This is a genomic window from Denitromonas halophila (assembly GCF_007625155.1).
Taxonomy (GTDB): Bacteria; Pseudomonadota; Gammaproteobacteria; order Burkholderiales; family Rhodocyclaceae; genus Nitrogeniibacter; species Nitrogeniibacter halophilus.
In genome coordinates this window covers 114605-140456 of record NZ_VMNK01000006.1, presented here as the reverse complement: position 1 = coordinate 140456, position 25852 = coordinate 114605, and the positions used below count along the sequence as shown (strand labels likewise).

Here is a 25852-nt window from a genome sequence, read left to right as displayed (position 1 = left end):
CCGCAATGCGACGAATCCTTCGCGCCAAGCGCGTCATGCGCCGCGCCGCCGAGATGCTGGAGAGCGAGGCGCAAACCTTGTTTATGTGCCACTCCTTTGCAGGTGAGTGGGCGGGGGCCGGATCGGACGAGGCAAAGGCCGAGCACGACGAGATGCTGCAGATCGCCGCCGATCTTCGAGACCTGTCAGCGGAGGCCAGCCATGCCCCGTAAGCCCGTCACCCTCTCCATGGTCGGCGGCAAGGGGCCGCGCCAGCGCATCTGGGAGTCCATCCGCAGGCTGTCCGCCGCAGCCGATGCCGGCGACTTCACCGAGCGCGAGATCTGGGGCGCTGCCGAAGGGCGCGACCAGCTCGAAATGACCGCCATCGTCGACTACCGCCGCTGTCTGATCGCCGCCGGCGTGCTGGTGCAAACCAGCCAGCCCGTCAAACAAAGCCCCGGCCGCTACCGTCTGGCGCGTGACGAAGGGCTGGAGGCCCCGCGCCTGCGCCGCAATGGCGAGCGCGTCACCCAAGGCCTGGCGCAAGAGCAGATGTGGCGCACCTTGCGCATGCTCAGCGGCGACACCAACGCCCGCGAGCTGGCCGCCCACGCCAGCACGCCCGCCATCCCCGTGGCCGAGAGCGCCGCCGGCGCCTACCTGCGCATGCTCGACCTGGCCGGCTACCTCGACATCACCGCCGAATGCGTGCGCGACCCGCAGCGCCGCAGCCAGCAAGCCCGCTACCGCCTGCGCGCCGATCGCAACACCGGCCCGCGCCCACCCATGGTCTGCCGCGTCGGCGCCGTGTTCGACCCCAACGAAAACGCCGTGGTCTGGCAACAGCAAACGGTTACCGAAGAGGACTGCATCTATGGCAACTAACGCCACCCCCGACTGGCGCGCCCTGTTCGACGCCGCCGTAGAAAAGGACGGCGCGGTGCGTGTCGCCGCGCGCCTTGGCTACAACAACCACACCCTGGTCTCGCGCATTGCCAATGGCCATGTGCCGGGCAGCGGCAAGTTTCAGCAGCGCGTCATCGACCGCTACTTCGTCGTCGCCGAATGCCCGGCCACTGAGCGCGAGCAACCGCGCAGCGAATGCCGCCGGCTGTCGCGCGGCGCCGCGCCAACCCACAACCCCCTGTCCATGCGCATCTGGAAAACCTGCCAGCGCTGCCCCCACAAACCGGAGGTCGAATAATGAACCGCGAACGCCTCGCCACCCAGATCACCGAGCGCATCCTGCTGCCCATCGTGCTCGCCTTCGCCGCCGGCGTCATCGTCAGCAACACCATGCACGAGCGCCGCGACGCCCAGATTGCCGCCGAGCAACTGCGCGCCACCGCCCACACCGAGTGCCTGCGCATGGCCGCCGCCGGCGAACTGCCCGAGGCCGCCCGGCCATGACCACCGCCGAGCGCATCCTCGCCGCCATCGCCGGCGCCAGCAGCCGACAGCCGCGCAACGCCGCCGAGGTGCGCTCAGGCCTGGGCGACGTGCCGGCCGCGCAGTTCGATAGCGCGATCGCCCAGCTCACCGCCCAGCGCCGGCTCTACAGCTGCTCGGTCACCCGCAGCGGCACCACCGCGCTGCTGATCTGGCCCACCGACACCGTCGTGCCCTCTGGCAGCTGGGTCAGCGACAGCCATTCCGGCCTGTTCGCCCCGCGGACCCCGCGCCGCTTCCCGCAGGCCCCGCAGCCCCACGCCATGGTGCCGTCGCCGATCACCCCGAAACCCGCCTCCAAAGGAGCTTCCATGAACACCACCACATTTCAGACGCGGATGGACGCCATCCGCAAACACGTCGCCGGCCGCGGCGGAGACAACCCGATCAAGCTCACCGAGATTGCCGCCGCGCTCGGCATCGCGTCATCCGCCGCCACGCCCATGCTCACCCACGCGTTAGATCGCCTGGTTGACGCCGGGGTGGTCTGCCGCGCCAAGCGCAAGCCGGCCAGCGGGGGGCGGGCTGGATGGCTGGTATGGGACGCCACCGCCAAGCCTGCCCCCGTACGCGCCGACATCGCACCACAGGCCAAAACACAAGCCACAGCGCCCGCCACCGGCGACATTGCCCTGGGCGATGACGTCCGCCTGTGCCTGTGGGACGACGCCACCCTGGTCATCGAGTCCGGCGGCCACCGCATCACCGTGCCCGCCGTCACCACCCGAAAAATCACCCGCTTCCTGGTTGCCCTTGAAGGAGTCGCACAATGAGCCTCAACGCCCAGCCCAACGCCGAACGCGCCAAGTTTCAGGCCATGGCCGCCACCCTGCACGCGCGCGCCGCCACCCTGCGTGCCGACGGACACGATGCCGACGCCGCCCTGATCGAAGACGCCGCCGTCATGATCGACTGCGCTCAGGCCGGCCTGTCCGTGTTCGCCCCGCACCCGCTCACCGGCCTGCGCCTCGCCGCCGAGGTCATCGCCCAATGAGCGGCCTGCCCCTCGTCTCATGCCCGGCGTGTAACGCCCAGATGAGCCTCGACGCGCTACTCGGCCACCAGGGCGCGCGCGACGCCATCCTCGCGCTCGCCTACCTTCACCCCGGCGAAAAGCTCGTCGGCGCCGCCGTCCGTTACCTCGCCCTGTTCGCCCCGGCCAAGCAAACCATGCGCTTCGACCGCATCGCCAGCCTGCTCAACGAACTTGGCGAGGCCGTGCGCGCCGGCCGCATCGAGCACAAGGGCATCAGCGCCGCCGCCCCGGTCGACTACTGGATCAACGCCATGGAAGACATGCTCGCCAACCGCGATCGCCTGCGCCTGCCGCTCACCAGCCACGGCTACCTCAAGAGCATCGTCGCCGGCATGACCGACCGCGCCAGTGCCAAGGCCGAAGGCCGCGCCGAAGCTGCCCGCGCCGGGCACACCGCCAAAGGCCTGCCCCCGCCGCAGCCGCCAAGCGCCGCGCCCCGCGTGTCGCAACCCAAGTCCGAAATGCCCGAGGACATCAAAGCCTTCATGGCCAGTTTCCGCAAACCAAAACCCACACAGGAGAAATCCCAATGAGCACCCCCGGCATCACCCTCGACGCCATCCGCGAAGCCGCCGCCGCACTGGCCGCCGCGCATGTCGTCACCACCGGCATCGCCGCGCAGATGCAGGACGAAATCCGCGCCGCCATCGCCCCCGTCATGGATCGCCGTCGCGTCGAGCTCGACACCGCCGCCGCCGCCGAAGCCGCCACCACGGCCCGCCTGCAAAAGATGATCGACGCCGCCCCGCACCTTTTCGTGCAGCCGCGCTCCGTGGCGATCGACGGCGTCAAGGCCGGCTACCGCAAGGGCGAAGACACCCTCGACTGGCCCAGCGACGAGATCCTCATCGAGCGCATCCACGCGCTGCTGCCCGACGACCTGGTCGCCCTGCTGATCCGCTCGCAAGAAAGCCTCGTACTCGACGCCATCCCCCAGCTCGACGCCGCCGTGATGCGCCAGCTCGGCATCAACCGCATCAGCGGCGCGGACCGCAGCTACATCACCGTGGGCGACAGCGACGTCGAGAAAACCGCCAAGGCCCTCATCGCCGACGCCATGCGCCGCCAGGGCGAAGACGACACGCCAAAGGCCAAGAAGGGCAAGGCCAAGGCCGCCAAAGCGGGGGTTGCAGCATGAATTTCACCTGGTTCAGAAACCTCCAGCTCTACCGCCTGCCCGAGCCGTGGTCCATCGCCTTGTGTGTCGACCAGCTCGACGCGCAGCTCGCCCGCCGCCGCTTCATGCCTTGCGGATCGCAAGACCCCGAGGCCCGCGGCTGGACGCCGCCCGTCGGCGGCACCGACGCCCTGGTGCACAACGTCGGCGGCCAGTGGCTGATCGCCCTGTGTGTTGAGCGGCGGCTACTGCCCGCCACGGTGGTGCGCGACGAAGCCGAAGCGCGCGCCGCCATGATCGAACACGAGCAAGGCTTCAAGCCCGGCCGCCGGCTGATGAAAGAGCTGCGCGACGAAGTCACCCGCGAGCTCATGCCGCGCGCCTTCCAGAAGCGCCACAAGGTGTTCGCCTGGATTGACCCGAAAGACGGCTGGCTCGCCATCGACGCGCCCAGCCCGACCCGCGCCGAGGACGTGCTCGAAGCCCTGCGTCAGAGCCTCGACAGCTTCCCGGTCAAGCTGCTGCGCACCGAGCTCAGCCCGATCAGTGCCATGTCCGACTGGCTTGCCGGCGACGAGCCCGCCGGCTTCACCATCGACATGGACTGCGAGCTCAAGGCCACCACCGAAGATCGAGCGTCCGTGCGCTACCAGCACCACAGCCTCGACGGCGACGAGATCAAGAGCCACCTGGCGCAGGGCAAGCTGCCCGCCCGCCTGGCGCTCACCTGGAACGACCGCGTCTCCTTCGTGCTCACCGAGCGCGGCGAGATCAAACGCCTGCAGTTCCTCGACGTCGTGCAGGAAGCCGCCACCGACAGCAAAGACGCCGCCGAACTGGCCGACGCCCACTTTTCCCTGATGGCAGGCGAGCTCCGCCAACTCGTCCCTGCGCTCATCGAAGCCCTTGGCGGGGAGCTGAGCCAATGACCATCGCAATCCACCCCCTCGCGCTACTGGCCATCGCCGCCGGAGCTTTCTTTCTCGGCGTGATCGGCCGCTCGTTTTACCCGCCTGTCACCCGCGACACCATCCGCTTTACCACCACCCATGGAGAAAACCATGAACAAGGCTGAACTCATCACCCAGTTGCAAATCGCCCTCGACCACCGCCGCGAACAAACCGCTGGCAGCACCACCAAGAAGGAAGCTGAACAGGTGCTGACGGCCATTGCCGACGTGATCGAAGACGGGATCAGTGCCGGCGAAGCCATATTGCCGCGCATCGGCAAGTTCAAAGCCGTCGAGCGCCCGGCCCGCACCGGCCGCAACCCGCAAACCGGCGAGCCGGTGCAGATCGCCGCCAGCACGGCGGTCAAGTTCGTGCCCGCCAAGCAACTGAAGGACTTCCTCAACGCGTAACGCCTCCTGGCTCGATGGCCCCGCTACGGCGGGGTCATCCGGCCAGGGGGTGGCGCGGTGCCGCTCCTGTCATCACCACAAGCGAGGAACGCCATGAAATCGAAAGAACGCTACCAGTGCGGCATCTGCGAAGAGATGCACGACAACTACTACATCGCGGCCGACTGCTGCGACCGCGTCTCGTACTGGTACGAGTGCGCCGTCTGCCAAAAGACGCACCGACGCGAAGAGGCGGCCGACGAGTGCTGCGCTGAAGCCAAGGCGGCCATCGAGATCGACCCGCTCAGCCAGCCGGCCACGCCCGAAGAGCGGGCGGCCACCGGCCGGCTTTTCTGAAAGGGGGGGCGAATGAACTCAATCAACTACATCACCCTAGCGCTGTTCATCGCACTGGCTGTTTCGCGCACAGAAGAATGGCGCTTGTTTGGCCGAGAGTCACGCATATTCAGCGACGAGCTTGACCGGCGCTTGGCGGCCTGGGGCACGCTCATCATCCGCGTCGTGACGCTGGTCGCATGGCTCGCCCTGGGCGTCACCGCCGAAGCCTGGCTGGGCGGCCGCATTGTCTCGCCGGCCGAAATAGATCAGATGCTGACCATGCTGCTGACCTACGCGCTCATCGACGGCATGAACGGCAGAGAGTACCTGTTCGGCAAGGGTGGAGATCGGCCATGACCCTGACCAAAGAACAGAAGGCCTCCCTGGCCGAGAAACTGTCGATGCCCTATGGGCGTGCTGAGCTGATGTGCGATGGATACCGGGTGACGCTGTGTGTCGAGCGCGCCAAGGGGTTGTCCTACCGCGTCATGACCTACGTGAATGGCGAATGGCGGTGCACCTGGTTTTCGGCGAAAGAAGCCCACCCAGAGCAGCGGTTCATGCGCCCCGTGAGCCGCTACTTCTGGCCGGCAAAGTTCCGCCGCGACATGCTCAAGCTGCTCGGCAAGCGGCGGTACGCAGCAGAGGACTACGACCGGAAGCATCACAGCTACACCCCTGACTGGCCCAACGGCAAGGCCGCCATCAACCACCTGTGCAAGGTGTGCAAATCGATCGAGGTGCTGCCATGACCAAAAATGAGGCCTTCGAACGCAATGGCCGCATCCGCGCGATCAAGGCATGCCAGCGCGATCTGGACATGGACGATGACACCTATCGCGCCCTGCTGCGCCGCGTCAGCCTGTCGCGATTTGGCCGCGAAATCGAATCATGCACTCAAATGCCCATGACCGGCCTGTACGCCGTGCTCGACGAGTTGCGCCGCCTGGGTGCCCACAAGAAGCCAGCCGCAGGCCAGCACCCCGGAAAACCGCAAACAGGCCGTACAGGCACCGCCGACATGATCGCCAAAGTCGAGGCCCAGCTCGCCGACATGAAACTGCCCTGGGCCTACGCCAAAGCCGTGCTCAAGCGCGTATCGGCCGACAAGGCCACGGGCCGCGCCGGCGTCGATCGCTTTGAATGGGCCACGCCCACCCAGCTGCACAAGGTCATCGCCGCGCTGGCCTACGAACAGGGCAAGCGCGACCTGGCCGCCGCCGTGCGCGCCGAGTTGGCCGAGGCCGGCTTTGCCGAGGCGGACATCCCCCGCCTGCTGCCCACCTACAGCGGCGTGCACCTGGACAAGTGGGAGCGCAACAAGACGGTGATGAACCGCCTTCGCGCCGCCATCCGCGCCCGTGTGCTGGCCAAGGGCGAGTAACGTGAAGCCCGCCACCCCCGCCGACAACGAAGCGCTGCTGGCGCTGCTGCCCGCGCTGCTGGCCGATATCGCCCGGCTGATCGGTGTGCCCGGCGCGCTCAAGCTCATCGATCGGCACGGCGGCACCCGCCTGTATGTGCCCGAGCAGATCCCCCGTGGCCACGCCCTGGTCACGCTCCTTGGCCACGGCGAGGCGCTGCTGCTCGCAGAGCGCTACGGCGGCGACCGCATCGACATCCCCGTCGCCCACGGCTGGCGCCGCGCCATGCGCAACGCCGCCATCATGCACGAACGCCGCAGCGGCACCCCCCAGCCCGCCGTGGCCCGCCGCTACGGCATGACCGAGCGCGGCATCCGGATGATTGAAAGGCAATGCGAAGCGGGTGACGATGACGTGCAGTACGGGCTGTTTTAACGCGTTACAATCCTTGCGTCATTCAATGGAGGCAGTCATGAAAAAAATGGTTTTTGCGCTACTGGCCGCGCTCTCGCTCACTGTGGCCGCACAAGATCACAACTATGTAATGCGTGATGGCATGGAGTACGGCTACACCATGGCGCTGACAGACGAACAGCGCCAGGCGGGACAGATCGGAGAGCAGATCATCGCGTTCATGTACCTCGGGTCGAGGGAAGGAAAGCACCAGGTGCTCGCTCGCGACGGAAGCGTCGTTACCGTGATGGAATGCGAGGTGCCATGCCAGTTCGTCAAGGGCATGACGTTCGTTGATGAAGACTACCTGCGCGACACAATCAAGGTGGATCGATTCCAGGCTCAGCCAGGGACAATCATCGGCGCGGTAATGGATGACGTCGCAAACAATCAGCTCGCCGTCGCTGGCACACTCAGGAACGGCAAGAAACACACCATGTGGATGGATGCCAGGAAGGGGATGGTGTTCTATCCCGCAAAGAAGTAGCCGGCACCAATCCCCACCAACCCCGCCCCGAGCGGGGTTTTTTACGTCCGGGCGGAACCGCTTCCGCCTAACTGAGCCTCGCGCGCGCGCGGAAGATGGGCGCTGTCCATCGTACCGGAACCCGCCATGTCTCGCGCCATTGACCTCATCGTTATCCACTGTTCGGCCACGCCCAACGGGCGATGGACCAGCACGCTCGACATCGACCACTGGCACCGCCAGGCCGGCTTCCGTCGCGGCGACAGGGCGCGTTCGCTGCTTAACCCCGACCTGACCGCCATCGGCTACCACTGGGCCATCTACACCAACGGTGCCCGCGCCACCGGGCGCGGCCCGCTCGAGGACGGCGCTCACGCCACGCACCAGCGCGCCAACCATCGCGGCCTGGGCCTGTGCCTGATCGGCACCGACAAATTCACCCTGCCGCAGTGGTATGCCCTCAAGGATCAGGTGGAGTTTCTGTGCGGCAAATACGGCGTGCCACGCCAGTTCGCGCATGCCGGAAACGGTTACACCGGCGTGTGCGGCCATCGCGACCTGGGCGCTCCCAAAACCTGTCCCGGCTTTGCCGTGGCCGACTGGCTGCGCGGCGGCATGGTGCCGCTGGCCGGGCATATCTTCGAGGGGGCTTGAGCTATGGACCCCGTCACCATCGCCGCCGTCGGCAAGGGCCTGTTCTCGCTCGGTAGCGAGCTCCTCGACCGCGTGATACCGGACCCCGAGGCGCGCGACAAGGCCAAGCTGGAGCTGCTCAAGATGGAGCAGGACGGTCGCTTCGAAGAGATGCGCATCCGCCTGTCGGCCATCCTCGCCGAGGCCAACAGCGCCGACCCCTGGACCAGCCGCGCCCGCCCCAGCTTCCTGTACGTGATGTACGTGATGATCTTGATGGCCATCCCCATCGGCATCGCACATGTCATCAACCCGGCGGCCGTGCTCACCTTTACGGCCGGCGTGCAAGCCTGGCTTGCCGCCATCCCCGAAGAGCTGTGGTGGCTCTTTGGCGCCGGCTACCTCGGTTACTCCGGTGCCCGCGCGATCGAAAAGCGCAAGGGTGTAACGAAGTGAGCCGCCTGCAGCGCACGCACGGGCAGCCGCAGGGCCGCACCAAGGCCGCCCGCCGCCCCATTGGTGGGCAGCGCAGCCGCATGGCGGCAAGCGCGGGGCGCAATCCAATCTCGACCCATCGCCGGCCCAGTGGGGCGCCCGCTTTGCGGGGTAATAACGCCGGCAGCCAGCCATGTGTTTAGACGAGCTTCCTTCCGGTGCCATTCGGCCGGGCAACAGCGGCAGGGGCTGGCACCCAATCACCCAAGGAGATGTCCGGTGAGCGTCCATTTTGAAACCCTGACGCGAGTCTTCCGCTGCTACGCGCCCGGCGAATCCTTTGCCGCCGGCGCCGAGCCCATCGCCGTTGGCGTGGTCAATCGCCGTGACAGTGGCGAGGTGGAGGTCATGGCCACCATGGGCCAGCTCAACCGTGCCGACCTGCGCGACATCGTCGCCGGCCTGGGCGCCGAGGGCGTCACCCGCATCCTCATCAAGCGGCGCCGTGGCCACCGCGTGCCGCTTGGCCGCCTGGTCAGCAGTGGCGACCGTTTCGATATCTATGAAGTACTCCCCGCCGAGCTGGAGGCCCGCGCATGAGTTTTGAAGAAGCCAAGTTCTGGACGGTGGTGGGCTTCCAGGTGGTCAACGCCGTCGCCACCAGCGGCATGTGGCTGTACGTGCGCTATGGCGACCGCAACAAGGAGGTCGACCGCAAGTTCGCCATGCTCAGCGAAGAGTTCGACCGCCGCGCCGACGAGCACGACCGCCGCCTGTCGCGGGTGGAAGGCTCGCTGGAGCGCGCCCCCACGCATGAAGACCTCGGCGCCCTGCACGACAAGGTCAATCTCACCGCCCAGGGCGTGGCCAAGATTGGCGGCCAGCTCGACGCGATGAACGACAACCTGCGCCTGATCCTCAACCGCATCGCAGAAAAGGGCATGCCATGACCATCGCCGAACGCCAGGCCGAGCTCACCCGCCGCCGCGCCATCATCGCGCTGCTGTTCTTCGCCCCCGGCCAAACACTCACCGCCCGCGCCCTGCGCGACGAGCTCGAAGCCGTACACGGCCAGGTGGCCACCGTCGATAAGGTACGCGCCGACCTGCTGTGGCTGGCCGACGTGGGCCTGATCAGCCACGCCGCCGACACCGCCAGCATTACCGAGCGCGGCCGCGATGTGGTGATGGATCGCGCCGTGATGCCGGGGGAGGCGTGATGAACTGGGGCCATGCAATCGTGCTCGCAGTCGCGCTCGTTGCCGGCGCTGACCGGATCGGCGCGGCGATCCAGAACATGAATATCAAGCTCAACTGCAATATCACCGTGGAAGAGGCAGCGGACGCTGCGCCCACCGCGCCGGCCAGCGATGGCAAGGAGCGCATCTGATGGCCCACGGTGAAGAGACCCGCCGCGCCGTGCGCGCCGCCTTTGTGTTCGACCAGCTCGGCCTCGAGGTCGCTGCGGCCAAGGAGGGCGTGCCCGTGGCCACCGCCCGGCGTTGGAAGAGCGAAGCCAAGAAGGCCGGCGACGACTGGGACAAGGCGCGCGGCGCGCAGATGATCGCCGGCGGCGGGCTGGAGGAGGTGATGCGCCAGACCCTGGGCGTGATCGTGCGCCAGACGCAGGCCACCATGGACGCCATCGAAGCGGCCGACGACATGCCCGCCGCCGCCAAGGTGCAGGCGCTGGCCAGCCTGGCCGACAGCTACAACAAGCTGATGGCCGCCAGCCGCCGCCTCATGCCGCAAACCGACCAGCTCGGCGTGGCCATGGGCGTCATCAAGCTGCTGCTCGACTACGTGCGCAAGCACCACCCGCAACACGGCGCCGCCGTGGCCGCGGTGCTGGAGCCCTTCGGCGAGGAAGTGGTGCGCACCTATGGATAACGCCGCCGAACGCCGCCTGAGCATCACCCAGGCCGAAATCCTAGCCGCCATGGCCGACCTGGTCGAAGGCGCCACCGACACCGTGTGGCTCACCGACGGTGAAACCGTGTTCGAGCGCCTGGCCTATCTGTACGAGACCGCCGGCGGCGATCGCGCCGACCTGGTGGCCCGATTCCCTGAGTACTTTGAATAAGGACTTGCATCATGACTGACCCGAAAATCGAAAACGAGATCCAGGCCAAGGGCCTGACTGCACCGCGCATCACGCCGGCCGATATCGAGGCGAACATCGCCAGCGAGCACTACTTCACGGCCTACGGCGGTGCAAAGTATGGGTGTGTTATTCGCGACGAGCCTGCCAACAGCGAAGCCTTGAAGCTACTGACCTTCTGCGTCCTGGTGCTGTGCAACGGCTTCACCGTAACCGGCGAGTCCGCATGTGTCAGCCCGGAGAACTTCGACGCTGCGCTCGGGCGGAAGATCGCGCGCCAGAACGCCTTCGCGAAGATCTGGCCGTTGATGGGATACGCCTTGCGCGATCGCTTGGCGTCGCCGCTGTTCGCCATCGACACCGCATCCGCGGGCGTCTCGGTCGTCCAGGAATCCGAGGCCAAGCTTGCTGCCATCGTGCGTGAGTTCGTCGAGAAGCAGCGGGTGAGCTGCCCGGAGGCAACCTGCGATGACCGGGTGTATGAGGAGGCGCCCGGCCTGGTGGAGGCGCTGTGCAATGTGGTCGGCTACTACCGCTACCCGGACGATGAAGAAGTCTGAAATGGCTGCGGATCATAGAGCATCCACAAATGGCAAGTAACCGCAAAGCCTTCCTTGCCGACATCGCCAAACTCGCGGCGGACTTCCGTTCGCGCATCGAGGCGGAGGTGTCCGGCTTCGACCCGGACCCGGACGCCGTGGCCGAGCGCCGCCGCCGGGTGCTGGGTGCAGGCGGCTTCCGCTTCTTCGTGCAGACCTACTTTCCGCACTACGTCACCAAGGCGCCCAGCGTCCTGCACGAATACCTGTATGACCGCCTCGAGGCGATCGCGCGCAGCGCCAAGAGCGAGACGGACGCGCTGGCCGCGCCACGGGGCGAGGCGAAGTCGACCATCACCAGCCAGCTGTTCGTGCTGTGGTGCCTCATCGCCGAGATGAAGTGGTACCCCATGATCGGCATGGACGCCTTCGACCAGGCGGCCATCATGCTGGAGGCTATCAAAGCGGAGCTCGAAGCCAACCCGCGCCTGGTGATGGACTTCCCCGAGGCCTGCGGCCAGGGGCCGGTGTGGCAGGCCGGGGTGATCGTCACCCGCAACGGCCGCAAGGTCGAGGCTGTGGGCAGCGGCAAGCGCATCCGCGGCCGGCGCCACGGCCCGCACCGGCCCGACCTGTTCGTGGGCGATGACCTCGAGAACGACGAGAACGTGAAGACCCCCGATCAGCGCAACAAGCTGATGGGCTGGATCACCAAGGCGGTGCTCAAGCTCGGCGGCGCGGGCGAGAAGTTCGACGCCGTGATCGTGGGCACCATCCTGCACTACGACTCGGTGCTGGCGCGCCTACTCAAGAACCCGTTGTGGAAGAGCCGCAAGTTCAAGGCCCTCATCACCTGGCCCGACAACATGGCCCTGTGGGACCGCTGGGAGGAGCTCTACCGCAACGAGGGCGAAGAGCGCGCCGGCCGTTACTACGCCGAGCACGCGGCGGAAATGAACGCCGGCGCCGTGGTGAGCTGGCCCGCCGGCCGCCCGCTGCTGGCGCTAATGCAGATCCGCGCCCGCGACGGCCACGACGCCTTTGACAGCGAGCTGCAGAACGACCCGCTGTCGGGCGACGACGCGCCCTTTGCCAAGTGCATCCAGTTCTGGGTCAATCGGCTGCCCGACTGGCTCATGTACGGCGCCTGCGACCCCTCGCTGGGCAAGGAAGGCAAGAGCCGCGACCCCTCGGCGCTGCTCATCGGCGGCTTCAACCGCCAGACCGGCGTGCTCGACGTGGTCGAAGCGCTCATCAAAAAGCGCCTGCCCGATCGCATCATCGAAGACGTGATCAGCCTACAGATGGAATACCGCTGCCTGCTGTGGGGCGTGGAAACGGTGCAGTTTCAAGAGTTTCTGTACTCCGAGCTGGTCAAGCGCAGCGCGGCGCGCGGCGTGCCCGTGCCGGCGCGCGCCATCAAGACCAACTCCGACAAGCTGCTGCGTATCGAGACCCTGCAGCCGCACATGACCAACGGCCTGATCCGCCTGCACCCCAGCCAGAACACCCTGGTCGAGCAGCTGCGCCACTTCCCCAAGGCCGACCACGACGACGGCCCCGACGCGCTCGAAATGCTGTGGCAGGTGGCCACCAACGGGCTCATCGGCGCGCAGGGCTTTGTCTCGGTGCCGCGCAACGGCAAGGCGCCCGAGGGCTATTTCGATGACGACGACTTTGGCGGGTACCGCTCGCGCAGGATGTTTTGATGCTGATCGCCAAAGTCCCTGGCGGCTACCACGTCGAGACGGAAACGTCATTCATGGCCAACGGCCCGGCCAAATCGTGGCGCGATGCGCTCGGAGACATGTTGCGCCGTCTCGCCACACGCATTGACCGGCGCGACAGCGTTGCGATCCGTGTCACCACCTCGCCAGAGCTGCCGCGCGATGACGTTCTTCGCGCCGTCGAAAGCGGGCTCTCGGTAGCACACCTGCATGTCAAAGCATTAGTCAGAGAAGCCGCATGCGAGGCTGTACTGAAGCGTGCGCAGCCGGCGCTTTATCAGGAATAACCCATGACCACCATCCTCGACCAACACGGCAACCCGATTAACCGCGCCATCCTCTCCGAGCCGCAAACCGCCCGCGTGGCCGCGCTGCAGAACGAGATCCTGCAAAGCCACATGGACGGCATCACCCCGGCGCGCGCCGTGCGCATCCTGCGCGAGGCCGACCAGGGCGACATCATGGCGCAGCACCAGCTGTTCGACGACATGCTCGACCGCGACGCGCACATGCAGTGCGAGTTCGGCAAGCGCGCCGGCGCAGTGGTTGGGCTGGACTGGTCCATCGAACCGCCGGCCAACGCCAGCGCCCGCGAAAAGAAGCTCGCCGCCTGGGTCGAAGAGATCCTGCGCGACGTGGTCGATGACCTCGAAGACGTGATCATGGCCATGATGGATGGCGTCGGCCACGGCTTTGCGCCCATCGAGCTGGAGTGGCGGCGCCATGGCGCCGAGTGGTTGCCGGCCTTTCACCCGCGCCCGCAAACCTGGTTCCGTACCTCCACCGACCGCCGCGAGCTGCGCCTGCGCGACAACTCGCCCGACGGCGCGCTGCTCAACCCCATGGGCTGGATCATGCACCAGCCCGGCAAGGTCAAGACCGGCTACCTCTCCCGCGCCGGCATCCTGCGCGTGCTGATCTGGCCGTTCATCTACAAGGCCTACAGCATCGGCGACTTCGCCGAGTTTTTGGAGACCTGGGGCCTGCCGATCATCATCGGCAAATACGGCCAGGCCAGCAACAACGCCGAGAAAGCCAGCCTGCTGCGGGCCGTGACCGCGCTGGGGCACGACGCCCGCGCCATCATGCCCGAGCAGATGCAGATCGAGATCAGCAAGATCACCGGCACCGGCAGCGGCACGCCGCACCTGTCCATGTCCGCCTGGGCGGACTCGGCCGAATCAAAGGCCATCCTCGGGCAAGTGCTCTCCAGCGAAGCGCACGCCACCGGCATGGGCAGCGGCGTGGCCGACCTGCACCGCGAAGTGCGGCAAGACATCCTCGCCGCCGACGCCCGCCAGATTGCCGGCACGCTCACGCGCGATCTGGTGTATCCGCTCATCGCGCTCAGCCAGACCGGCGTCGACAGCCTGCGCCGCTGCCCGCGCTGGGTGTTTGACCTGGGCGAGTCCGAAGACGTGGCCGCCTACGCCGAAGCCCTGCCCAAGCTCGTGGGGGTGGGCATGAAGATCCCGGCGACCTGGGCGCACGAAAAGCTGCGCATCCCGCTGCCCGACGGCACTGAAGAGGTGTTGGCTACCGCCGCACCGTCCGCGCCGCCGAAGGTTGAGCCCGCGCCGACCGGACAGGCCACGCCCCCCGACGCCGTGCCTGCCGCGCTGCGCGCCACGCTGCCCGCACAAGAACCCAGCCCAGCCCGCTATGCCGACGCCGCCGCCGATCGCCTGGCGCAGGACGCCGCCGCCCCCCTGGGCGAATGGCTCACCGCCATCGCCGCCCTGGTAGCCGAGGCCGGCTCGCTCGAAGACGTGCGCGATCGCCTGCTCGACGCCTACGGCAGCCTGCCCGCCAGCGAGCTGCAGCGCGTCATGGCGGCTGGCATGGCCACCGCCGAACTGGCCGGCCGCTTCGACGTGAGTAACGGCGAATGAACGCCATTTGGTGCAACGTGCGGCGGTGCTGGATAGTCACCGACCCGGCCAACCCCGGTAGCATCCTCGCCGTTGGCGCGAGCAAAGAGGGGGCCGAGCTGGACGCCGAAGTGCGGGCCCGCAAAGAACGCACCTGGTGCGCCCTGACGGCCGTGGATAGCCGCCAAGACAAACCCGGCCCGCCCTCATGCCCCTAGCCCTCGACTTCGCCCAGCAGCCCTTCGCCGAGCAGCAAACCTTCTTTCGCCAGAAGCTGAACCTGCCCACCGAGAGCTGGCGCGACATCATGCACGGCGCGCACGACCGCGCCTTTGTGGTGGCCGGCGCGGCAAAGGCCGACCTGCTGGGCGATCTGCGCCAGGCGGTGGATGACGCGATCAGCAAAGGCACGGGCTTGGGCGCGTTCCGCAAGGACTTCGACAAGGTCGTGGCGCGCCATGGCTGGGACCACACCGGCGGGCGCGCCTGGCGCAGCCGGGTGATCTACCAGACCAACATGCTCAGCAGCTACTCGGCCGGGCGCCTGGTGCAGCTGCGCGACGCGGCCCGCAACGGCATGGTGTGGATGTACCGCCACAGCGACAGCGTGCTGCACCCGCGCCCGCTGCATGTGAGCTGGAACCGCATCACCCGCCCGGCCGATGATGTTTGGTGGCAAACCCACTACCCGCCCAACGGCTGGGGCTGCAAGTGCTACGTGACCGCCGTAAGCCCCGAGCGCGCCGGCCGCATGGACGCACGCACCGACACCCCGCCCGATGACGGCCTCGACCCCACCACCGGCGGCCCGGCCGGCATCGACGAAGGCTGGGCATACATGCCCGGCGCCGGCGTGGCCGACGACGTGGCGCGCATGGTGGCCGACAAGGCCCGCGCCCTGGCGCCGCGCGACGCACCACTGGCCCGCGCCCATGTGGCCGAGATGACCGGCGGCGAACCCTTCGAGCGCTGGCTGGCCGAGGGCCGTGACGGCCGCTGGCCGGTGGCCGTGCGTGGCAACGAAGTGGTGTGGCTCGACGCCGCCCAGCGCGGCAGTGTGAGCGCCGATGGATGGCGCGCAGTGCAGGCGCTGCTCGACGCGGGTAGCGATCGCCTGCGCCTGGCGACGGCCGACGGCGCGCTGACCATCGCCAATCTCGCGCCGGAGGCCTGAGCATGCCCGTCACTATCGAGATCAACGAAGGCCGCGTCTTCGACACCCTGGCCGAGCTGGCGCAAGCCCTGCGCGGCCCGCAGCCCTACCTGGTCGAAATCGGCGAAATGCTGGTCGACACCACCAAGCAGCGCTTTGCCGACAGCGCCGGCCCGGACGGCGTGCGCTGGGTGATGAACAGCCGCGCCACGATCGAAGCGCACCTTGGCCGCTACCGCAACACCACCCGTAAGGATGGCCGCATCAACGCCCGCGGCGCTGCCGTGGTGCAGGGCAAGCGCCCGCTCATTGGCATAGTCGGCGCGCTCTCGACACAGATCTACTACGACGTCGACGGCGACAGCCTGCGCGTGGGCAGCCCCATGGCCTACGCCGCCATGCAGCACTTCGGCGGCCGCAAGAGCGAGTTCGGCCACCTGTGGGGCGACATCCCGGCCCGTCCGTTTTTGGGTATCTCCGACAGCGACGAGCGCGAGATCGGCGATATCGTCAGCCGCTACCTGTCGCGCACTTTCGGTTGAGCGCGATACAGCCCCTGTAAGGCGTTACTCCACTGCGGCGCATCCGCTGGCATGGGCGGCATGCCAAAAATCAAAAGTAACGGGGTTGTAACGGGGTCTGTTTCGATTCCGCGCCCGTACGATGGGTGCCGGAATCGCTTGACGGCATCCCGCGACCCCGGTTAGCGTGAAAAAAGACCGCTCTCGGTCAGCCCCCGGAACCCCTTCCGCCTGTTTTACTCCTCGCCCCCGCCTGATCATGGCGGCATGGCGAAAGCACACAAACCCACCCCCCGCATTGCCGTTGCCGCGCTGTCCGTGGCCATGGGCAATGCCGCGCTCGCCGTCGGCGAGCTGCAGATCCTGCCCGCCGGCGAGTTCCGCTCATGGGACGGTCGCCCCGAAAAGGCCCCGGCCTGGCGCATTGACGCCGCCATTGCCGGCCGCGTGATCGCCGAGCTGCGCTCGCGCATCAACCCCATCGTGATCGACTACGAACACCAGACGCTGCTGGCCGAGAAGAACGGCCAGCCCGCGCCGGCCGCCGGCTGGATCGACCCCGCCGACGTCGAGTGGCGCGAGGGCGTGGGCCTGGTGGCCCGCCGGGTGCGCTGGACGCCGCGCGCCGCGCAGATGGTCGATGCCGACGAGTACCGCTACTTCTCGCCCGTGTTCGAGCACGCCGAGCTGTCGGGCGACGTCGTTGCCCTGCGCATGGGCGCGCTCACCAACAACCCCGGCCTCGACGGCATGGCCGCCGTGGCGCTGACCCGACTGTTTTCCGACTCACCCCACCCCCAGGAGACACCTGTGAACGAGACGCTCACCAAGCTGCTCGCGACGCTGGGCCTGGCTGCGGACGCGAACGAGGAGACGGCGCTGACTGCCGTCGCCGCGCTCAAGGCCAAGGCCGGCACTGCCGACGCGCTGACCACCGAAGTCGCCGCCCTCAAGGCGAAGACCCCGACCGCCCCCGACCCGGCCAAGTATGTGCCGGTCGAGGCCATGCACGCCCTGCAAACCGAAGTGGCCGCGCTCACCGCCGGCATTACCGCCGACAAGGTGGGCAAGGCCGTCGAGCAGGCGCTCGCCGCCGGCAAGCTGCTGCCCGCGCAAACCAACTGGGCGACCGAGCTGGGCAAGAAAGACCTCGCCGCACTCACCGCCTACATCGATAGCGCCCCCCAGGTGGCCGCCCTGCGCGGCACGCAAACCGGCGGCGCGGCACCTGAAGGCGGTGCCGGCGGCAGCCAGACCGACGCCGAGTTGGCGGTGTGCAAAGCCCTGGGCTTGAGCGCCGACGAGTTTTCCAAAGCGAAGGTGGGCTAAACCATGACTGCACTGACCAAAGCACGTAACACCCGCATGCGCTCGGGCGAGGTCTCGGGCCACCCGGTGAAGGCCGCGATCGTCTGCCACCAGGGCGGCCTCGCCGTGCTCGACGGCGGCTATGCCGGCCCGGGCCGCGCCGCGACCACGCTGGTGGCCATCGGCCGTTTCGAAGAGACGGTCGACAACAGCGCCGGCGCCGCCGGCGACAAGCAGGTGCGGGTGTCCGAGGGCACCTTCCATTTCGCCAACTCGAGCGCGGGCGACCTGATCGCCCAGGCCGACGCAGGCGCCGATTGCTACATCGTCGATGACCAGACGGTGGCCAAGACCAACGGCAGCAGCACCCGCTCGCGCGCCGGCAAGATCGAGGCCGTCGATGCCGACGGTGTATGGGTCCGCATGGGCCTGGGCGTTTAACAGGAGACAGCCCCGATGATTATCAACACTCAGAACCTCATCCTGCTCGCGCAGGGTTTCAACGCGGCCTTCATGCGCGGCATCGAGGCCGCGCCGCCCACCTATATGCAGGTGGCCATGGAAGTCAATTCCATGGGCTCGGCCGAAAACTACGGCTGGATGAAAGACCTGCCCGGCATGCGCGAGTGGGTCGGCAAGCGCGTCATCAACAACCTCGAGTCGGTCGATTACCAGATCGCCAACAAGCACTTCGAGCACACGATCGGTGTCAATAAAAACGACATCGCCGACGACCGGCTGGGCATCTACACCACCATGTTCGCCCAGCAGGGCGAGATCGCGGCAAGCCATCCGGACGGCCTGGTGTGGAACCTGCTGCCCAACGGCTTCGCCGCCAAGGGCTTTGACGGCCAGTACTTCTTCGACACCGACCACGTTACCCACAACCAGGCCGGCGCCGAGATCAGCTGGAGCAACACCGGCGGCGGCAGCGGCGCACCGTGGTTCCTGCTTGACCTCTCGCGCACCTTCACCCGTCCGGTTGTGTTCCAGAAGCGCGCCGGTGTCAAGTTCACCCCCATGAACAAAGACAACGACGAAAACGTGTTCATGGAGAACAAGTACCTGTTCGGCGCGGACGCCCGTTACAACGCCGGGTACGGTTTCCATCAGCTGGCCTATGGCTCGAAGCAGGCGCTGGACGCCACCACCTATGAGGCGGCCAAGGTTGCCCTCGCCAGTCAGCGCCGCCCGGACGGTCAGAAGATGGCTATCAAGGGCACGCACCTGGTGGTTGGCGCCAGCAACGAAGCCAAGGCCCGCACTCTGCTCAACACCCAGCAGATCGCAGGCGGTGGCGACAACATCTGGTTCAACACCGCGCAGCTGATCGTTTGCCCGTGGCTGGACTGATCTGACGAATAACCCGTGAGCGATGGGCGATGAAGACCGGCAGGCCAGGACGCAGCCTGCCGGTCAGAGCCAAGCGCAAAAGCCGGCGGCGTCCTGTGCCGGCTTTTTCTCACCCAGGAGAAGACTCGTGAACAAACGTACCCCCGGCGCCAAGAGCGCCGCGCCCAAGGCCGAGGCGAAAGCCAAGGAAGCCGCCGCCCCCGTCGCTGCGCCGGTGATCGACATCCCCGCGTCGGTGGCGCAAGCCGCCGCCGTTACCCCGTCGCCGGAAGGCGAGGCAAAAACCCCGGAAGTCGCCGCGCCCGCCACCCCCGTCGGCGACGCGCCGGTGATCGACATCCCCGCGACGGAAGAGAAGACCGCCGGCCCGATCGGCCAGGGTGAGCAGATCGGCGACTCGGGCCTGCCGCCCATCGCCGCCGTCCGCATCACCATCCGCGCCCGATCGCCGCAAGGCTTCCGCCGCTGCGGCCGCCACTGGCCGCATGCCGGCGAAACCGTCTCGCTCGACGAACTCGCCCCCGGCGATTTCGACACCCTGATGAACGAACGCGAGCTGGATGTGCGTCCGGCCGACGACGAGGAGTAACCGCCATGAACCGTGTGACCCGATCCCCCTCTCTGTGGGCCGCCATGATTGGCCTGATGATCATGTGCGCCGGCATGTTGTTCGGCGGCCCGGCCCAGGCCGGCGTGCTGACCAACTACGCCGAGAACAAAACGGTCGACGCGCTGCTGCGCGGCCAGTCGCTCGGCGCCCCGGCAACGATGTACATCGGCCTGACCACCGACACATGCACCGATGTGGGCAACGGCACGGAGCCGGCCGGCGGCGCCTATGCGCGCGTCGCGGTCACATCCAGCCTGGCCAACTGGGCGGGCACCCAGGGCGCAGGCACCACGGTGGCCAGTACCGGCACCGGCGGCACGACAAGCAACAACGCGCTGATCTCGTTCCCGGAGTCGACTGCCAGCTGGGGGAACATGCAGTCGGTGCGCTGGTACGACGCCAGTACCGCCGGCAATGCGTGGATCTGCATTGACCTGTCGAGTGCGTTCAACGTGAGCGGCGCCGGCGTAACGCTCAAGTTCAACGCCGGCACACTTCAGTTCCAGATCGACAACTGATCATGACGCCCCAAGAGATCCGCGACGCGATCGCGGCGGACCCGACCCTGATTGCCCTGCGCGATGCGGGCAATTTCGCGGCCATTGCCGCCGCGCTGCCCGCCGAGCGCGTACCGCAAACGACACTCGGCGGTGTGGGCGCGGTCATGGAGGCCCTTGGCCCGGTCGCGGGTGCTGAGGTGCTCGACGCCCTTGATGCACTCAAGGCATCTATCAGTGCCGTTAAGTGGGCGTGGGTGCTTATCAATCGTGGCGAGCTGGATTTCGGCAGTGCCAGCACGCGCGGGATGATCCAGCAGCTCGGGCAGATGGGTGTTTTCAGCAACATCACCGGCCTGGGTGCGCAGCAGGTGGTCGATGCATTGCTGGGAATTGGTGATGTCAGTCGATCAACGACAAGCATTGATGTGCGCAAAGCACTGCTCAACTCGGACGGGAGCGCGGCATGAACATTGTAAAGAACAAAACAGTGCCGCCGCTTGGTGAGTACATCAGTTCTGAGCATCCGACGACGACTGCCGAACAGACCGTTTACATCAAAGTGGATAACGGTGCCGTTGGCCCGACGAAATCGGCCATTGTCATCGTCGAGGTATCGCCGGATGGGGCTGACTGGTATCCAATCGCGACACGACATTCCAGCACAGACCCGCTCGCAGTCGCTATGTGGGGTGTCCTCGTGCGCCAGCATAGTGCTGCCATACGTGTCCGCGTGATCGGGGGTGAGTCTGCGTCAGTCGTGGTTGACGTGCAGATATTGGAGTAAGCATGCCCGTCCAGTACATCGGCGCCGGCATAAACTCTTATAAAGGTGGATCTGGCGGTAGCGTATCCCCCACGTTGCCCCCCGGCCTTGTTGATGGGGACATCCTTTGCGCGTTTTGTACGGCGACTGGCGCTGCGGACTTCACGGCCCCGCCTGGGTGGGCTTTCGCAGCAAAGCGGATTCCAGGCAGTCCGGATATTGGCGGATTTGTCGCGTACGCGACCTATACAAGCGGGATGGGGACGCCAACGTTTTCCCGGACGGGCGGCGCTAACGCAGACTCGATTATCTTGGCCTGGCGGCCGGACTCAGTGGCGACATATTCTGTCGCGGCGAGCGATGTAACTGCTAGTGACTCGGCGGGTTACATCCCCTCTGGATTGACTACCACGAATGACGGTGAGTTTGTTGTTGCGTTTAACGCGATACGTGCCTCCACCGCTGTATCTGATCTTGTTGCAGCAGCCCCGTCTGGAGCATCTGGCGCGAGCCTGAGCACTGCTGACGCTTCTGACACATCTTGGCAAAATAGATATGTACGCGGATTTGCTGGCGGTGTGGCTACGACGCTAGCCATTGGAGATGCGATCAAGTCTGCCGCTGGATCGACAGGGACAATATCCGCAACTTACGTAGCTACGGCCGCGTCGTGGATGGCAGCAGTGTCGTTTGTTGTGTCATCTGGCGGCGGATCAGCTCATGATCTGGCCGCCTCTGGCGCCGCCAACGCCGGCGGCGGCGCCGAGGTGTCCGCCATCTACGCCCTGGCCGCGGTCGGCGTTGTCGTCGCCTCCGGCACCGCGCAGTCTCGCGCCGACGTGTCCGTTACCGCCGTTGGCTATGCACTCGCCGGCGGCGCCGCGACCATCGACGGTTCTGCCAGCGCCGATCTGTCGGCCGCAGGCGCCGCCCAGTCTGGCGGCAGTGCCGACCTGGTGGCCAGTGTCACCATCGGCGCGGCCGATCTGGCCACGGCGGCAGGGTCGGCCGGGCTGTCGGCCGATGTGCTGCTGGCCGGCGCCGGCGCGGCGCAGGCTGCGGGTAATGGCACACTGGCCGCGACGCTGTCGGCGCTGGCAGCCGGGGCCGCCCAGGCCGGCGGTAGCGCCACGCTGGCGGGCGGTGCGGCCGGCGAGCTGGACGCTGCAGGCGGCGCAACGGCCGGCGGCGCTGCGCTGCTCACTATCGTGGCCGAGCTGGTGGCTACCGGCGCTGCGCAGGCCGGTGGGTCGGCGGCGATCGAGGGCGGCGCGGCCGGTGAGCTGGCCGCCTCGGGCGGCAGCCAGGCCGCCGGCCAGGCGCAGGCCCGGATCGAGGCGCGCGTGTCGGCGGCCGGCTTTGTCCAGGCCATGGGCGCGGGCTACCTGGTCATCCAGGGCGCGCTGTCGGCGCAGGGCGCAGCTGACGCGGGCGGCGCGGCGCAGCTGGTCGATGCGTCGGCCCTGGTGCTGATCAAGTCGCCTCGCTTTGTTGTGTCTGCGCCAGATCGCCGGTTTTCCGTTTCCGCCCCATCGCGTCGATTCAAGGTATCCCTATGAGAGCGTTCGAACCCCGCCGCCCCGGCGAAGCCGTCACCCTGACCTTCGACTATACGGGCCAGATCCCCGCCGGCGTCACCATCGTATCGGTCGATCCGTGTGACGCGAGCGTCCTGCGCGGCACCGATGCCAACCCCGCGGCCGTGCTAGTGGGCGCTCCCGCGCTGGTGGGAGTCGAGGTCTTACAGCGGGTGTCGGGTGGGGCAGTGGGTGTCGACTATCTGCTGGTTGCGCGCGTGGTGCTGTCCGACGGTCAGAGCCGGGAGCTGCCGGCCGTGCAATCGGTTCGCCGGGTTTTCTGACCGGATGTTGTAAGGCGCAACGACACAACACGGGGGTGCGCGTACCTCGATTTTGCCGTGACAAGGTGGTTGGCATCGAAACCACCCCGGAACCATCGTGGCCAGAAAACGCAAACGCCCCAGGCCAAGGCCGCATCCGGTCTGCGCGATCTTCTGCTGTATTCCCTGCTTTGTACCCTGCTGGATCGGGTGATCGGACTGATCGAACACTGGCTTTAGCCGGAACCCCTTCCGCCTGACGCCCACTTCGCGCGCGCGCGAAACTGCGGACTCATTGAGTAAAACCCATTGGGTCGATTAACGCAGCGGAGGGTGTGATGTGAGCTATGCAGACCGTGCGGCGATGATTTCCCGCTTCGGTGAGTCCGAGGTGGTGATGCTGTCCGACCGCACCGACGCCGGCGCGATCGACGATGCCATTCTCGATGACGCCCTGGTCGGTGCCGATGCGGAGATCGATGCCTATCTGTCTGGCCGGTACACCACGCCGGTGGCGGCCAGCCGCATGCTGCAGGACATCGCCTGCGACATTACCCGTTACCGCCTGTGCGGCGGCCCGACCCCGGTGACTGAAGAGATCCGCGCGCGTTACAAGGATGCGATCGGGTTTTTGTCGCGGGTGGCCGATGGGCGCGCCAACCTGGGCGGCGCTGCCGACGCCGGCGAGCAAGCCGAGCACCTGGTCGAGATCTCCACCGGCGCCAAGCTGTTCGGGCGCGGCAAGGGCGGGCTGGTATGACGGCCCCCATGGTCGCCCAGGTAGAAGACGCGGTCATTGCCCGCGTGGCCGGCGCGGCCGGGCTGGGCTACAAGTTCGGCACGGTGGCCAGCTACGCGGGCGAGCTTGACGGCCAGCTCGACGAGGTGGTGCGCAAGTGGCCCGCCTGCTGGATTACATGGACGGGGTCCGCAAAGCCGACACGATTCGGCACCTCGCGCACCCGGTGGGTCGAGGCCAACACCTTCGCGGTGCTGGTGGCCGCCCGCAATGTGCGCGGCGAGCGCGAGACGCGCCATGGCAGCGTGAGCGAACCGGGCGCCTATCAGATGCTGGATGACGTGCAGTCCCTGCTGATCGGGCAGGACTTCGGCATCGCCATTGAGGCCTTCGAGCCGGGGCGCAAGCGCACCCTCTACAACGCTCAGCTGCGCGGCAAGTCGATCGCCGTCTATGCCCAGGAATGGCACACCCGCTGGCTCGTCGAAAAACCCGCCGAAGAAATCGTGGGCGGCCTGCTCAAGGTCGGCATCAACTACCACCTCACCCCGGACGACGGCACGGCCGATGCGTCCGACCTGATCACCCTGGAGGGATCGCAATGATCGTGACCGCAAAACCGGGCGTGCGCGTGCCAATCGAAGGCAAGCCGCGCAAATACATCACCGAGGCGGAAACCGCCGACGTGCCCGATACCGCGTACTACCGCCGTCGCCTGCGCGATGGCGACCTGATTATCCAGGCCGAGGCAAAGACCCCGGCCAAGCGTAAGGAGGCCTGATCATGGCATCGCCCAATATCAGCTTCGACCAGATCCCGAGCAGTATCCGCAAGCCGGGCAAGTACTTCGAGTTCAACACAAAGCTGGCCGTGCGCACCCTGCCGGGTAACCGCCAGGAAACGCTGATCGTGGCCCAGAAGCTGGCCGCCGGCAGCCAGGCCGCCGGCGTGGCGGTGGAGGTGTTCGGCGACGATGAGGCCGCCGAGTACTTCGGCGAGGGCTCGATCGCCCACCTGATGGTGCGCGCCGCGCTCGTCGCCAACCCCTACCTGGCGCTGTCCGTGATTGCCATGGACGACGCCGTCGGCTCGGCCGCGGCCACCGGCACCATCACCCTGGCCGGCACCGCCACGAGCACCGGCGTGCTCACGGTGTGGATTGCCGGCATGCGCACCGAGTTGGCCATTGCCTCGGGCGATACGGCCGCCGACGTGGCTGCGGCCATGGAGGCAAAGCTCGACGCCCTGGGCGACCTGCCGGTGACGGCCTCGGTGGCCGGCGCGGTGATCACCCCCACGGCACGCAACAAGGGCACGCTGGGCAACGGGATTGCCGTTACCGCGACCAGCACCGCGGCCGGCATCACCGCCACGACGGTGGCGATGAGCGGTGGCTCGGTCGATCCGGACATTGCCACGCCGCTGGCAGCGGTGTTTGCGGGTGGTCACGACGTGATCATCTCGTCGCTCAATGACAGCACCAGCCTCACGGCGCTGCGCACGCACCTGGACAACGTGTCCGGCCCGCTCGAGCAACGCGGCGCGATCGGCGTGTGTGCGCATGTAGGCACGCTAGCGCAGGCAACTACGCTCGCAGGGACGATCAACATGGGCCGCATCAGCGAGATCCTCGTGCCGGCTTGCGCGAACCCGTCGTTTGCTGTCGCTGCGAGTTATGGCGCTGTGGTCGCTGGGGAGGAAGACCCGGCGCGTCCCTTGGACGATTTACCGCTGACCGGGATTCTGGCCCCCCCGCTTGAAGACCGGATGTCCCGCACCGAGCAGGAGTCTTCGCTGTACAACGGCGTGACGCCGACCGAAGTCGGGCCAGGCGAGAAAGTGCAGATCGTTCGCGCCATCACCACCTACACGCTGAACCCGCAGAGCATTCCCGATATCTCGCTGCTCGATCTGACCACTATTCGGACGCTGGACTACGTCCGCAAGGCGTGTCGCGAGCGCATTTCGTTGCGCTTCCCGCGTGAGAAGCTCTCCTCCCGCACGCCGGACAAGGTGCGAGGCGAGATCATCGACGTCCTCTACAAGCTCGAGGAGCTGGAGATCGTCGAGAACGTGACCGAGAACTTGCCCGGCGTGATCTGCGAGCGCGACTCCCAAGATCCCAATCGCCTGAACTGCAAGATCCCGGTCGACGTGGTCAATGGCTTGCACGTGTTCGCCGGCCGCATCGACCTGCTGCTGTAATCAAAGGAG

The 25852-nt window shown here is 67.0% G+C and carries 44 protein-coding genes; all 44 read left to right on the top strand.

The window, feature by feature from the left end:
* Nucleotides 1–5: 5 nt before the first annotated feature.
* The 44 genes from FHP91_RS07765 to FHP91_RS07560 all read left to right on the top strand — a co-directional run bounded on the left by FHP91_RS07765 (nucleotide 6) and on the right by FHP91_RS07560 (nucleotide 25843).
* Nucleotides 6–212 (top strand): hypothetical protein, encoded by a 207-nt coding sequence (locus FHP91_RS07765; RefSeq protein WP_144309038.1) that lies wholly within the window; start codon nucleotides 6–8, stop codon nucleotides 210–212.
* Nucleotides 202–867 carry a hypothetical protein gene (locus FHP91_RS07760; protein ID WP_144309037.1) on the top strand — a complete coding sequence of 222 codons (666 nt, stop codon included), beginning with the start codon at nucleotides 202–204 and terminating at the stop codon, nucleotides 865–867. The genes FHP91_RS07765 and FHP91_RS07760 overlap by 11 nt, the downstream gene beginning before the upstream one ends.
* Nucleotides 857–1186 carry an XRE family transcriptional regulator gene (locus FHP91_RS07755; RefSeq protein WP_144309036.1) on the top strand — a complete coding sequence of 110 codons (330 nt, stop codon included), beginning with the start codon at nucleotides 857–859 and terminating at the stop codon, nucleotides 1184–1186. Before FHP91_RS07760 ends, FHP91_RS07755 begins: the two co-directional genes overlap by 11 nt.
* Complete coding sequence (locus FHP91_RS07750) at nucleotides 1186–1392, top strand: hypothetical protein (protein ID WP_144309035.1); 207 nt, start codon at nucleotides 1186–1188, stop codon at nucleotides 1390–1392. The genes FHP91_RS07755 and FHP91_RS07750 overlap by 1 nt, the downstream gene beginning before the upstream one ends.
* Nucleotides 1389–2204, top strand: coding sequence for a hypothetical protein (locus tag FHP91_RS07745; RefSeq protein WP_144309034.1), 816 nt, complete (start codon nucleotides 1389–1391; stop codon nucleotides 2202–2204). Before FHP91_RS07750 ends, FHP91_RS07745 begins: the two co-directional genes overlap by 4 nt.
* Nucleotides 2201–2425 carry a hypothetical protein gene (locus tag FHP91_RS07740; RefSeq protein WP_144309033.1) on the top strand — a complete coding sequence of 75 codons (225 nt, stop codon included), beginning with the start codon at nucleotides 2201–2203 and terminating at the stop codon, nucleotides 2423–2425. Before FHP91_RS07745 ends, FHP91_RS07740 begins: the two co-directional genes overlap by 4 nt.
* Nucleotides 2422–3000: a hypothetical protein gene (locus tag FHP91_RS07735; protein ID WP_144309032.1), complete on the top strand. Its 579-nt coding sequence runs from the start codon at nucleotides 2422–2424 to the stop codon at nucleotides 2998–3000. The genes FHP91_RS07740 and FHP91_RS07735 overlap by 4 nt, the downstream gene beginning before the upstream one ends.
* Nucleotides 2997–3605, top strand: a complete 609-nt coding sequence (locus FHP91_RS07730; RefSeq protein ID WP_144309031.1) for a hypothetical protein — start codon at nucleotides 2997–2999, stop codon at nucleotides 3603–3605. Before FHP91_RS07735 ends, FHP91_RS07730 begins: the two co-directional genes overlap by 4 nt.
* Nucleotides 3602–4513 (top strand): recombination-associated protein RdgC, encoded by a 912-nt coding sequence (locus FHP91_RS07725; protein WP_144309030.1) that lies wholly within the window; start codon nucleotides 3602–3604, stop codon nucleotides 4511–4513. The genes FHP91_RS07730 and FHP91_RS07725 overlap by 4 nt, the downstream gene beginning before the upstream one ends.
* The gene (locus FHP91_RS21120; RefSeq protein WP_186301481.1) at nucleotides 4510–4659 is read left to right on the top strand and encodes a hypothetical protein; all 150 of its coding nucleotides are present in this window, start codon (nucleotides 4510–4512) and stop codon (nucleotides 4657–4659) included. Before FHP91_RS07725 ends, FHP91_RS21120 begins: the two co-directional genes overlap by 4 nt.
* Complete coding sequence (locus FHP91_RS07720) at nucleotides 4646–4945, top strand: HU family DNA-binding protein (RefSeq protein WP_144309029.1); 300 nt, start codon at nucleotides 4646–4648, stop codon at nucleotides 4943–4945. The genes FHP91_RS21120 and FHP91_RS07720 overlap by 14 nt, the downstream gene beginning before the upstream one ends.
* A 93-nt stretch (nucleotides 4946–5038) precedes the next feature.
* A complete protein-coding gene (locus FHP91_RS07715; RefSeq protein ID WP_144309028.1) occupies nucleotides 5039–5281 on the top strand; it encodes a hypothetical protein in 243 nt (80 codons plus the stop codon).
* A 12-nt stretch (nucleotides 5282–5293) separates the two neighbouring features.
* Nucleotides 5294–5620 (top strand): hypothetical protein, encoded by a 327-nt coding sequence (locus FHP91_RS07710; protein WP_144309027.1) that lies wholly within the window; start codon nucleotides 5294–5296, stop codon nucleotides 5618–5620.
* Nucleotides 5617–6015 carry a hypothetical protein gene (locus FHP91_RS07705; protein ID WP_144309026.1) on the top strand — a complete coding sequence of 133 codons (399 nt, stop codon included), beginning with the start codon at nucleotides 5617–5619 and terminating at the stop codon, nucleotides 6013–6015. Before FHP91_RS07710 ends, FHP91_RS07705 begins: the two co-directional genes overlap by 4 nt.
* Complete coding sequence (locus FHP91_RS07700) at nucleotides 6012–6647, top strand: regulatory protein GemA (protein WP_144309025.1); 636 nt, start codon at nucleotides 6012–6014, stop codon at nucleotides 6645–6647. Before FHP91_RS07705 ends, FHP91_RS07700 begins: the two co-directional genes overlap by 4 nt.
* 1 nt (nucleotide 6648) lies before the next feature.
* A complete protein-coding gene (locus tag FHP91_RS07695) occupies nucleotides 6649–7062 on the top strand; it encodes a Mor transcription activator family protein (RefSeq protein ID WP_186301480.1) in 414 nt (137 codons plus the stop codon).
* 37 nt (nucleotides 7063–7099) lie between these two features.
* Nucleotides 7100–7567, top strand: coding sequence for a hypothetical protein (locus tag FHP91_RS07690; RefSeq protein ID WP_144309023.1), 468 nt, complete (start codon nucleotides 7100–7102; stop codon nucleotides 7565–7567).
* Nucleotides 7568–7693: 126 nt separating this feature from the next.
* Nucleotides 7694–8200 carry an N-acetylmuramoyl-L-alanine amidase gene (locus FHP91_RS07685; RefSeq protein WP_144309022.1) on the top strand — a complete coding sequence of 169 codons (507 nt, stop codon included), beginning with the start codon at nucleotides 7694–7696 and terminating at the stop codon, nucleotides 8198–8200.
* Between the two features lie 3 nt (nucleotides 8201–8203).
* Nucleotides 8204–8635, top strand: a complete 432-nt coding sequence (locus FHP91_RS07680; RefSeq protein ID WP_144309021.1) for a holin family protein — start codon at nucleotides 8204–8206, stop codon at nucleotides 8633–8635.
* Between the two features lie 258 nt (nucleotides 8636–8893).
* Nucleotides 8894–9214, top strand: a complete 321-nt coding sequence (locus FHP91_RS07675; RefSeq protein ID WP_144309020.1) for a hypothetical protein — start codon at nucleotides 8894–8896, stop codon at nucleotides 9212–9214.
* Nucleotides 9211–9564, top strand: coding sequence for a hypothetical protein (locus FHP91_RS07670; protein ID WP_144309019.1), 354 nt, complete (start codon nucleotides 9211–9213; stop codon nucleotides 9562–9564). The genes FHP91_RS07675 and FHP91_RS07670 overlap by 4 nt, the downstream gene beginning before the upstream one ends.
* A complete protein-coding gene (locus FHP91_RS07665; RefSeq protein ID WP_144309018.1) occupies nucleotides 9561–9833 on the top strand; it encodes a hypothetical protein in 273 nt (90 codons plus the stop codon). The genes FHP91_RS07670 and FHP91_RS07665 overlap by 4 nt, the downstream gene beginning before the upstream one ends.
* Nucleotides 9833–10003 (top strand): hypothetical protein, encoded by a 171-nt coding sequence (locus FHP91_RS21115; RefSeq protein WP_186301479.1) that lies wholly within the window; start codon nucleotides 9833–9835, stop codon nucleotides 10001–10003. The genes FHP91_RS07665 and FHP91_RS21115 overlap by 1 nt, the downstream gene beginning before the upstream one ends.
* Nucleotides 10003–10503: a DUF1804 family protein gene (locus FHP91_RS07660; RefSeq protein WP_144309017.1), complete on the top strand. Its 501-nt coding sequence runs from the start codon at nucleotides 10003–10005 to the stop codon at nucleotides 10501–10503. Before FHP91_RS21115 ends, FHP91_RS07660 begins: the two co-directional genes overlap by 1 nt.
* Complete coding sequence (locus FHP91_RS07655; protein WP_144309016.1) at nucleotides 10496–10696, top strand: hypothetical protein; 201 nt, start codon at nucleotides 10496–10498, stop codon at nucleotides 10694–10696. Before FHP91_RS07660 ends, FHP91_RS07655 begins: the two co-directional genes overlap by 8 nt.
* An 11-nt stretch (nucleotides 10697–10707) precedes the next feature.
* A complete protein-coding gene (locus tag FHP91_RS07650) occupies nucleotides 10708–11274 on the top strand; it encodes a Gp49 family protein (protein WP_144309015.1) in 567 nt (188 codons plus the stop codon).
* A 29-nt stretch (nucleotides 11275–11303) separates the two neighbouring features.
* Entirely contained in the window at nucleotides 11304–12962 is a 1659-nt protein-coding gene (terL, locus tag FHP91_RS07645) for a phage terminase large subunit (RefSeq protein WP_144309014.1), read from the top strand.
* Nucleotides 12962–13267 (top strand): hypothetical protein, encoded by a 306-nt coding sequence (locus FHP91_RS07640; RefSeq protein ID WP_144309013.1) that lies wholly within the window; start codon nucleotides 12962–12964, stop codon nucleotides 13265–13267. The genes terL and FHP91_RS07640 overlap by 1 nt, the downstream gene beginning before the upstream one ends.
* Before the next feature lie 3 nt (nucleotides 13268–13270).
* Nucleotides 13271–14872 carry a DUF935 domain-containing protein gene (locus tag FHP91_RS07635; protein ID WP_144309012.1) on the top strand — a complete coding sequence of 534 codons (1602 nt, stop codon included), beginning with the start codon at nucleotides 13271–13273 and terminating at the stop codon, nucleotides 14870–14872.
* 187 nt (nucleotides 14873–15059) lie between these two features.
* On the top strand, nucleotides 15060–16025 hold the full coding sequence (locus FHP91_RS07630; RefSeq protein ID WP_144309011.1) for a phage head morphogenesis protein: 966 nt from the start codon (nucleotides 15060–15062) through the stop codon (nucleotides 16023–16025).
* Between the two features lie 2 nt (nucleotides 16026–16027).
* Nucleotides 16028–16546: a phage virion morphogenesis protein gene (locus FHP91_RS07625; protein WP_144309010.1), complete on the top strand. Its 519-nt coding sequence runs from the start codon at nucleotides 16028–16030 to the stop codon at nucleotides 16544–16546.
* Between the two features lie 246 nt (nucleotides 16547–16792).
* Entirely contained in the window at nucleotides 16793–17854 is a 1062-nt protein-coding gene (locus FHP91_RS07620; RefSeq protein ID WP_144309009.1) for a phage protease, read from the top strand.
* Nucleotides 17855–17857: 3 nt separating this feature from the next.
* A complete protein-coding gene (locus tag FHP91_RS07615; protein ID WP_144309008.1) occupies nucleotides 17858–18274 on the top strand; it encodes a hypothetical protein in 417 nt (138 codons plus the stop codon).
* Between the two features lie 15 nt (nucleotides 18275–18289).
* On the top strand, nucleotides 18290–19186 hold the full coding sequence (locus FHP91_RS07610; protein WP_144309007.1) for a Mu-like prophage major head subunit gpT family protein: 897 nt from the start codon (nucleotides 18290–18292) through the stop codon (nucleotides 19184–19186).
* A gap of 127 nt (nucleotides 19187–19313) precedes the next feature.
* Entirely contained in the window at nucleotides 19314–19775 is a 462-nt protein-coding gene (locus FHP91_RS07605; RefSeq protein WP_144309006.1) for a hypothetical protein, read from the top strand.
* 5 nt (nucleotides 19776–19780) lie between these two features.
* Nucleotides 19781–20314, top strand: coding sequence for a phage tail fiber protein (locus FHP91_RS07600; RefSeq protein ID WP_144309005.1), 534 nt, complete (start codon nucleotides 19781–19783; stop codon nucleotides 20312–20314).
* A gap of 2 nt (nucleotides 20315–20316) precedes the next feature.
* Complete coding sequence (locus FHP91_RS07595; RefSeq protein ID WP_144309004.1) at nucleotides 20317–20763, top strand: hypothetical protein; 447 nt, start codon at nucleotides 20317–20319, stop codon at nucleotides 20761–20763.
* Nucleotides 20760–21080: a hypothetical protein gene (locus FHP91_RS07590; RefSeq protein ID WP_144309003.1), complete on the top strand. Its 321-nt coding sequence runs from the start codon at nucleotides 20760–20762 to the stop codon at nucleotides 21078–21080. The genes FHP91_RS07595 and FHP91_RS07590 overlap by 4 nt, the downstream gene beginning before the upstream one ends.
* 662 nt (nucleotides 21081–21742) lie before the next feature.
* The gene (locus tag FHP91_RS07585) at nucleotides 21743–22618 is read left to right on the top strand and encodes a hypothetical protein (RefSeq protein WP_144309002.1); all 876 of its coding nucleotides are present in this window, start codon (nucleotides 21743–21745) and stop codon (nucleotides 22616–22618) included.
* Entirely contained in the window at nucleotides 22615–22920 is a 306-nt protein-coding gene (locus FHP91_RS07580; RefSeq protein ID WP_144309001.1) for a phage fiber-tail adaptor protein, read from the top strand. The genes FHP91_RS07585 and FHP91_RS07580 overlap by 4 nt, the downstream gene beginning before the upstream one ends.
* A 319-nt stretch (nucleotides 22921–23239) precedes the next feature.
* Entirely contained in the window at nucleotides 23240–23659 is a 420-nt protein-coding gene (locus FHP91_RS07575; RefSeq protein WP_222105137.1) for a gp436 family protein, read from the top strand.
* An 8-nt stretch (nucleotides 23660–23667) separates the two neighbouring features.
* Nucleotides 23668–24243, top strand: a complete 576-nt coding sequence (locus tag FHP91_RS07570) for a DUF1834 family protein (protein ID WP_144309000.1) — start codon at nucleotides 23668–23670, stop codon at nucleotides 24241–24243.
* Nucleotides 24240–24419 carry a DUF2635 domain-containing protein gene (locus FHP91_RS07565; protein ID WP_144308999.1) on the top strand — a complete coding sequence of 60 codons (180 nt, stop codon included), beginning with the start codon at nucleotides 24240–24242 and terminating at the stop codon, nucleotides 24417–24419. The genes FHP91_RS07570 and FHP91_RS07565 overlap by 4 nt, the downstream gene beginning before the upstream one ends.
* 2 nt (nucleotides 24420–24421) lie before the next feature.
* Nucleotides 24422–25843 carry a phage tail sheath C-terminal domain-containing protein gene (locus FHP91_RS07560; RefSeq protein ID WP_144308998.1) on the top strand — a complete coding sequence of 474 codons (1422 nt, stop codon included), beginning with the start codon at nucleotides 24422–24424 and terminating at the stop codon, nucleotides 25841–25843.
* Nucleotides 25844–25852: the final 9 nt, after the last annotated feature.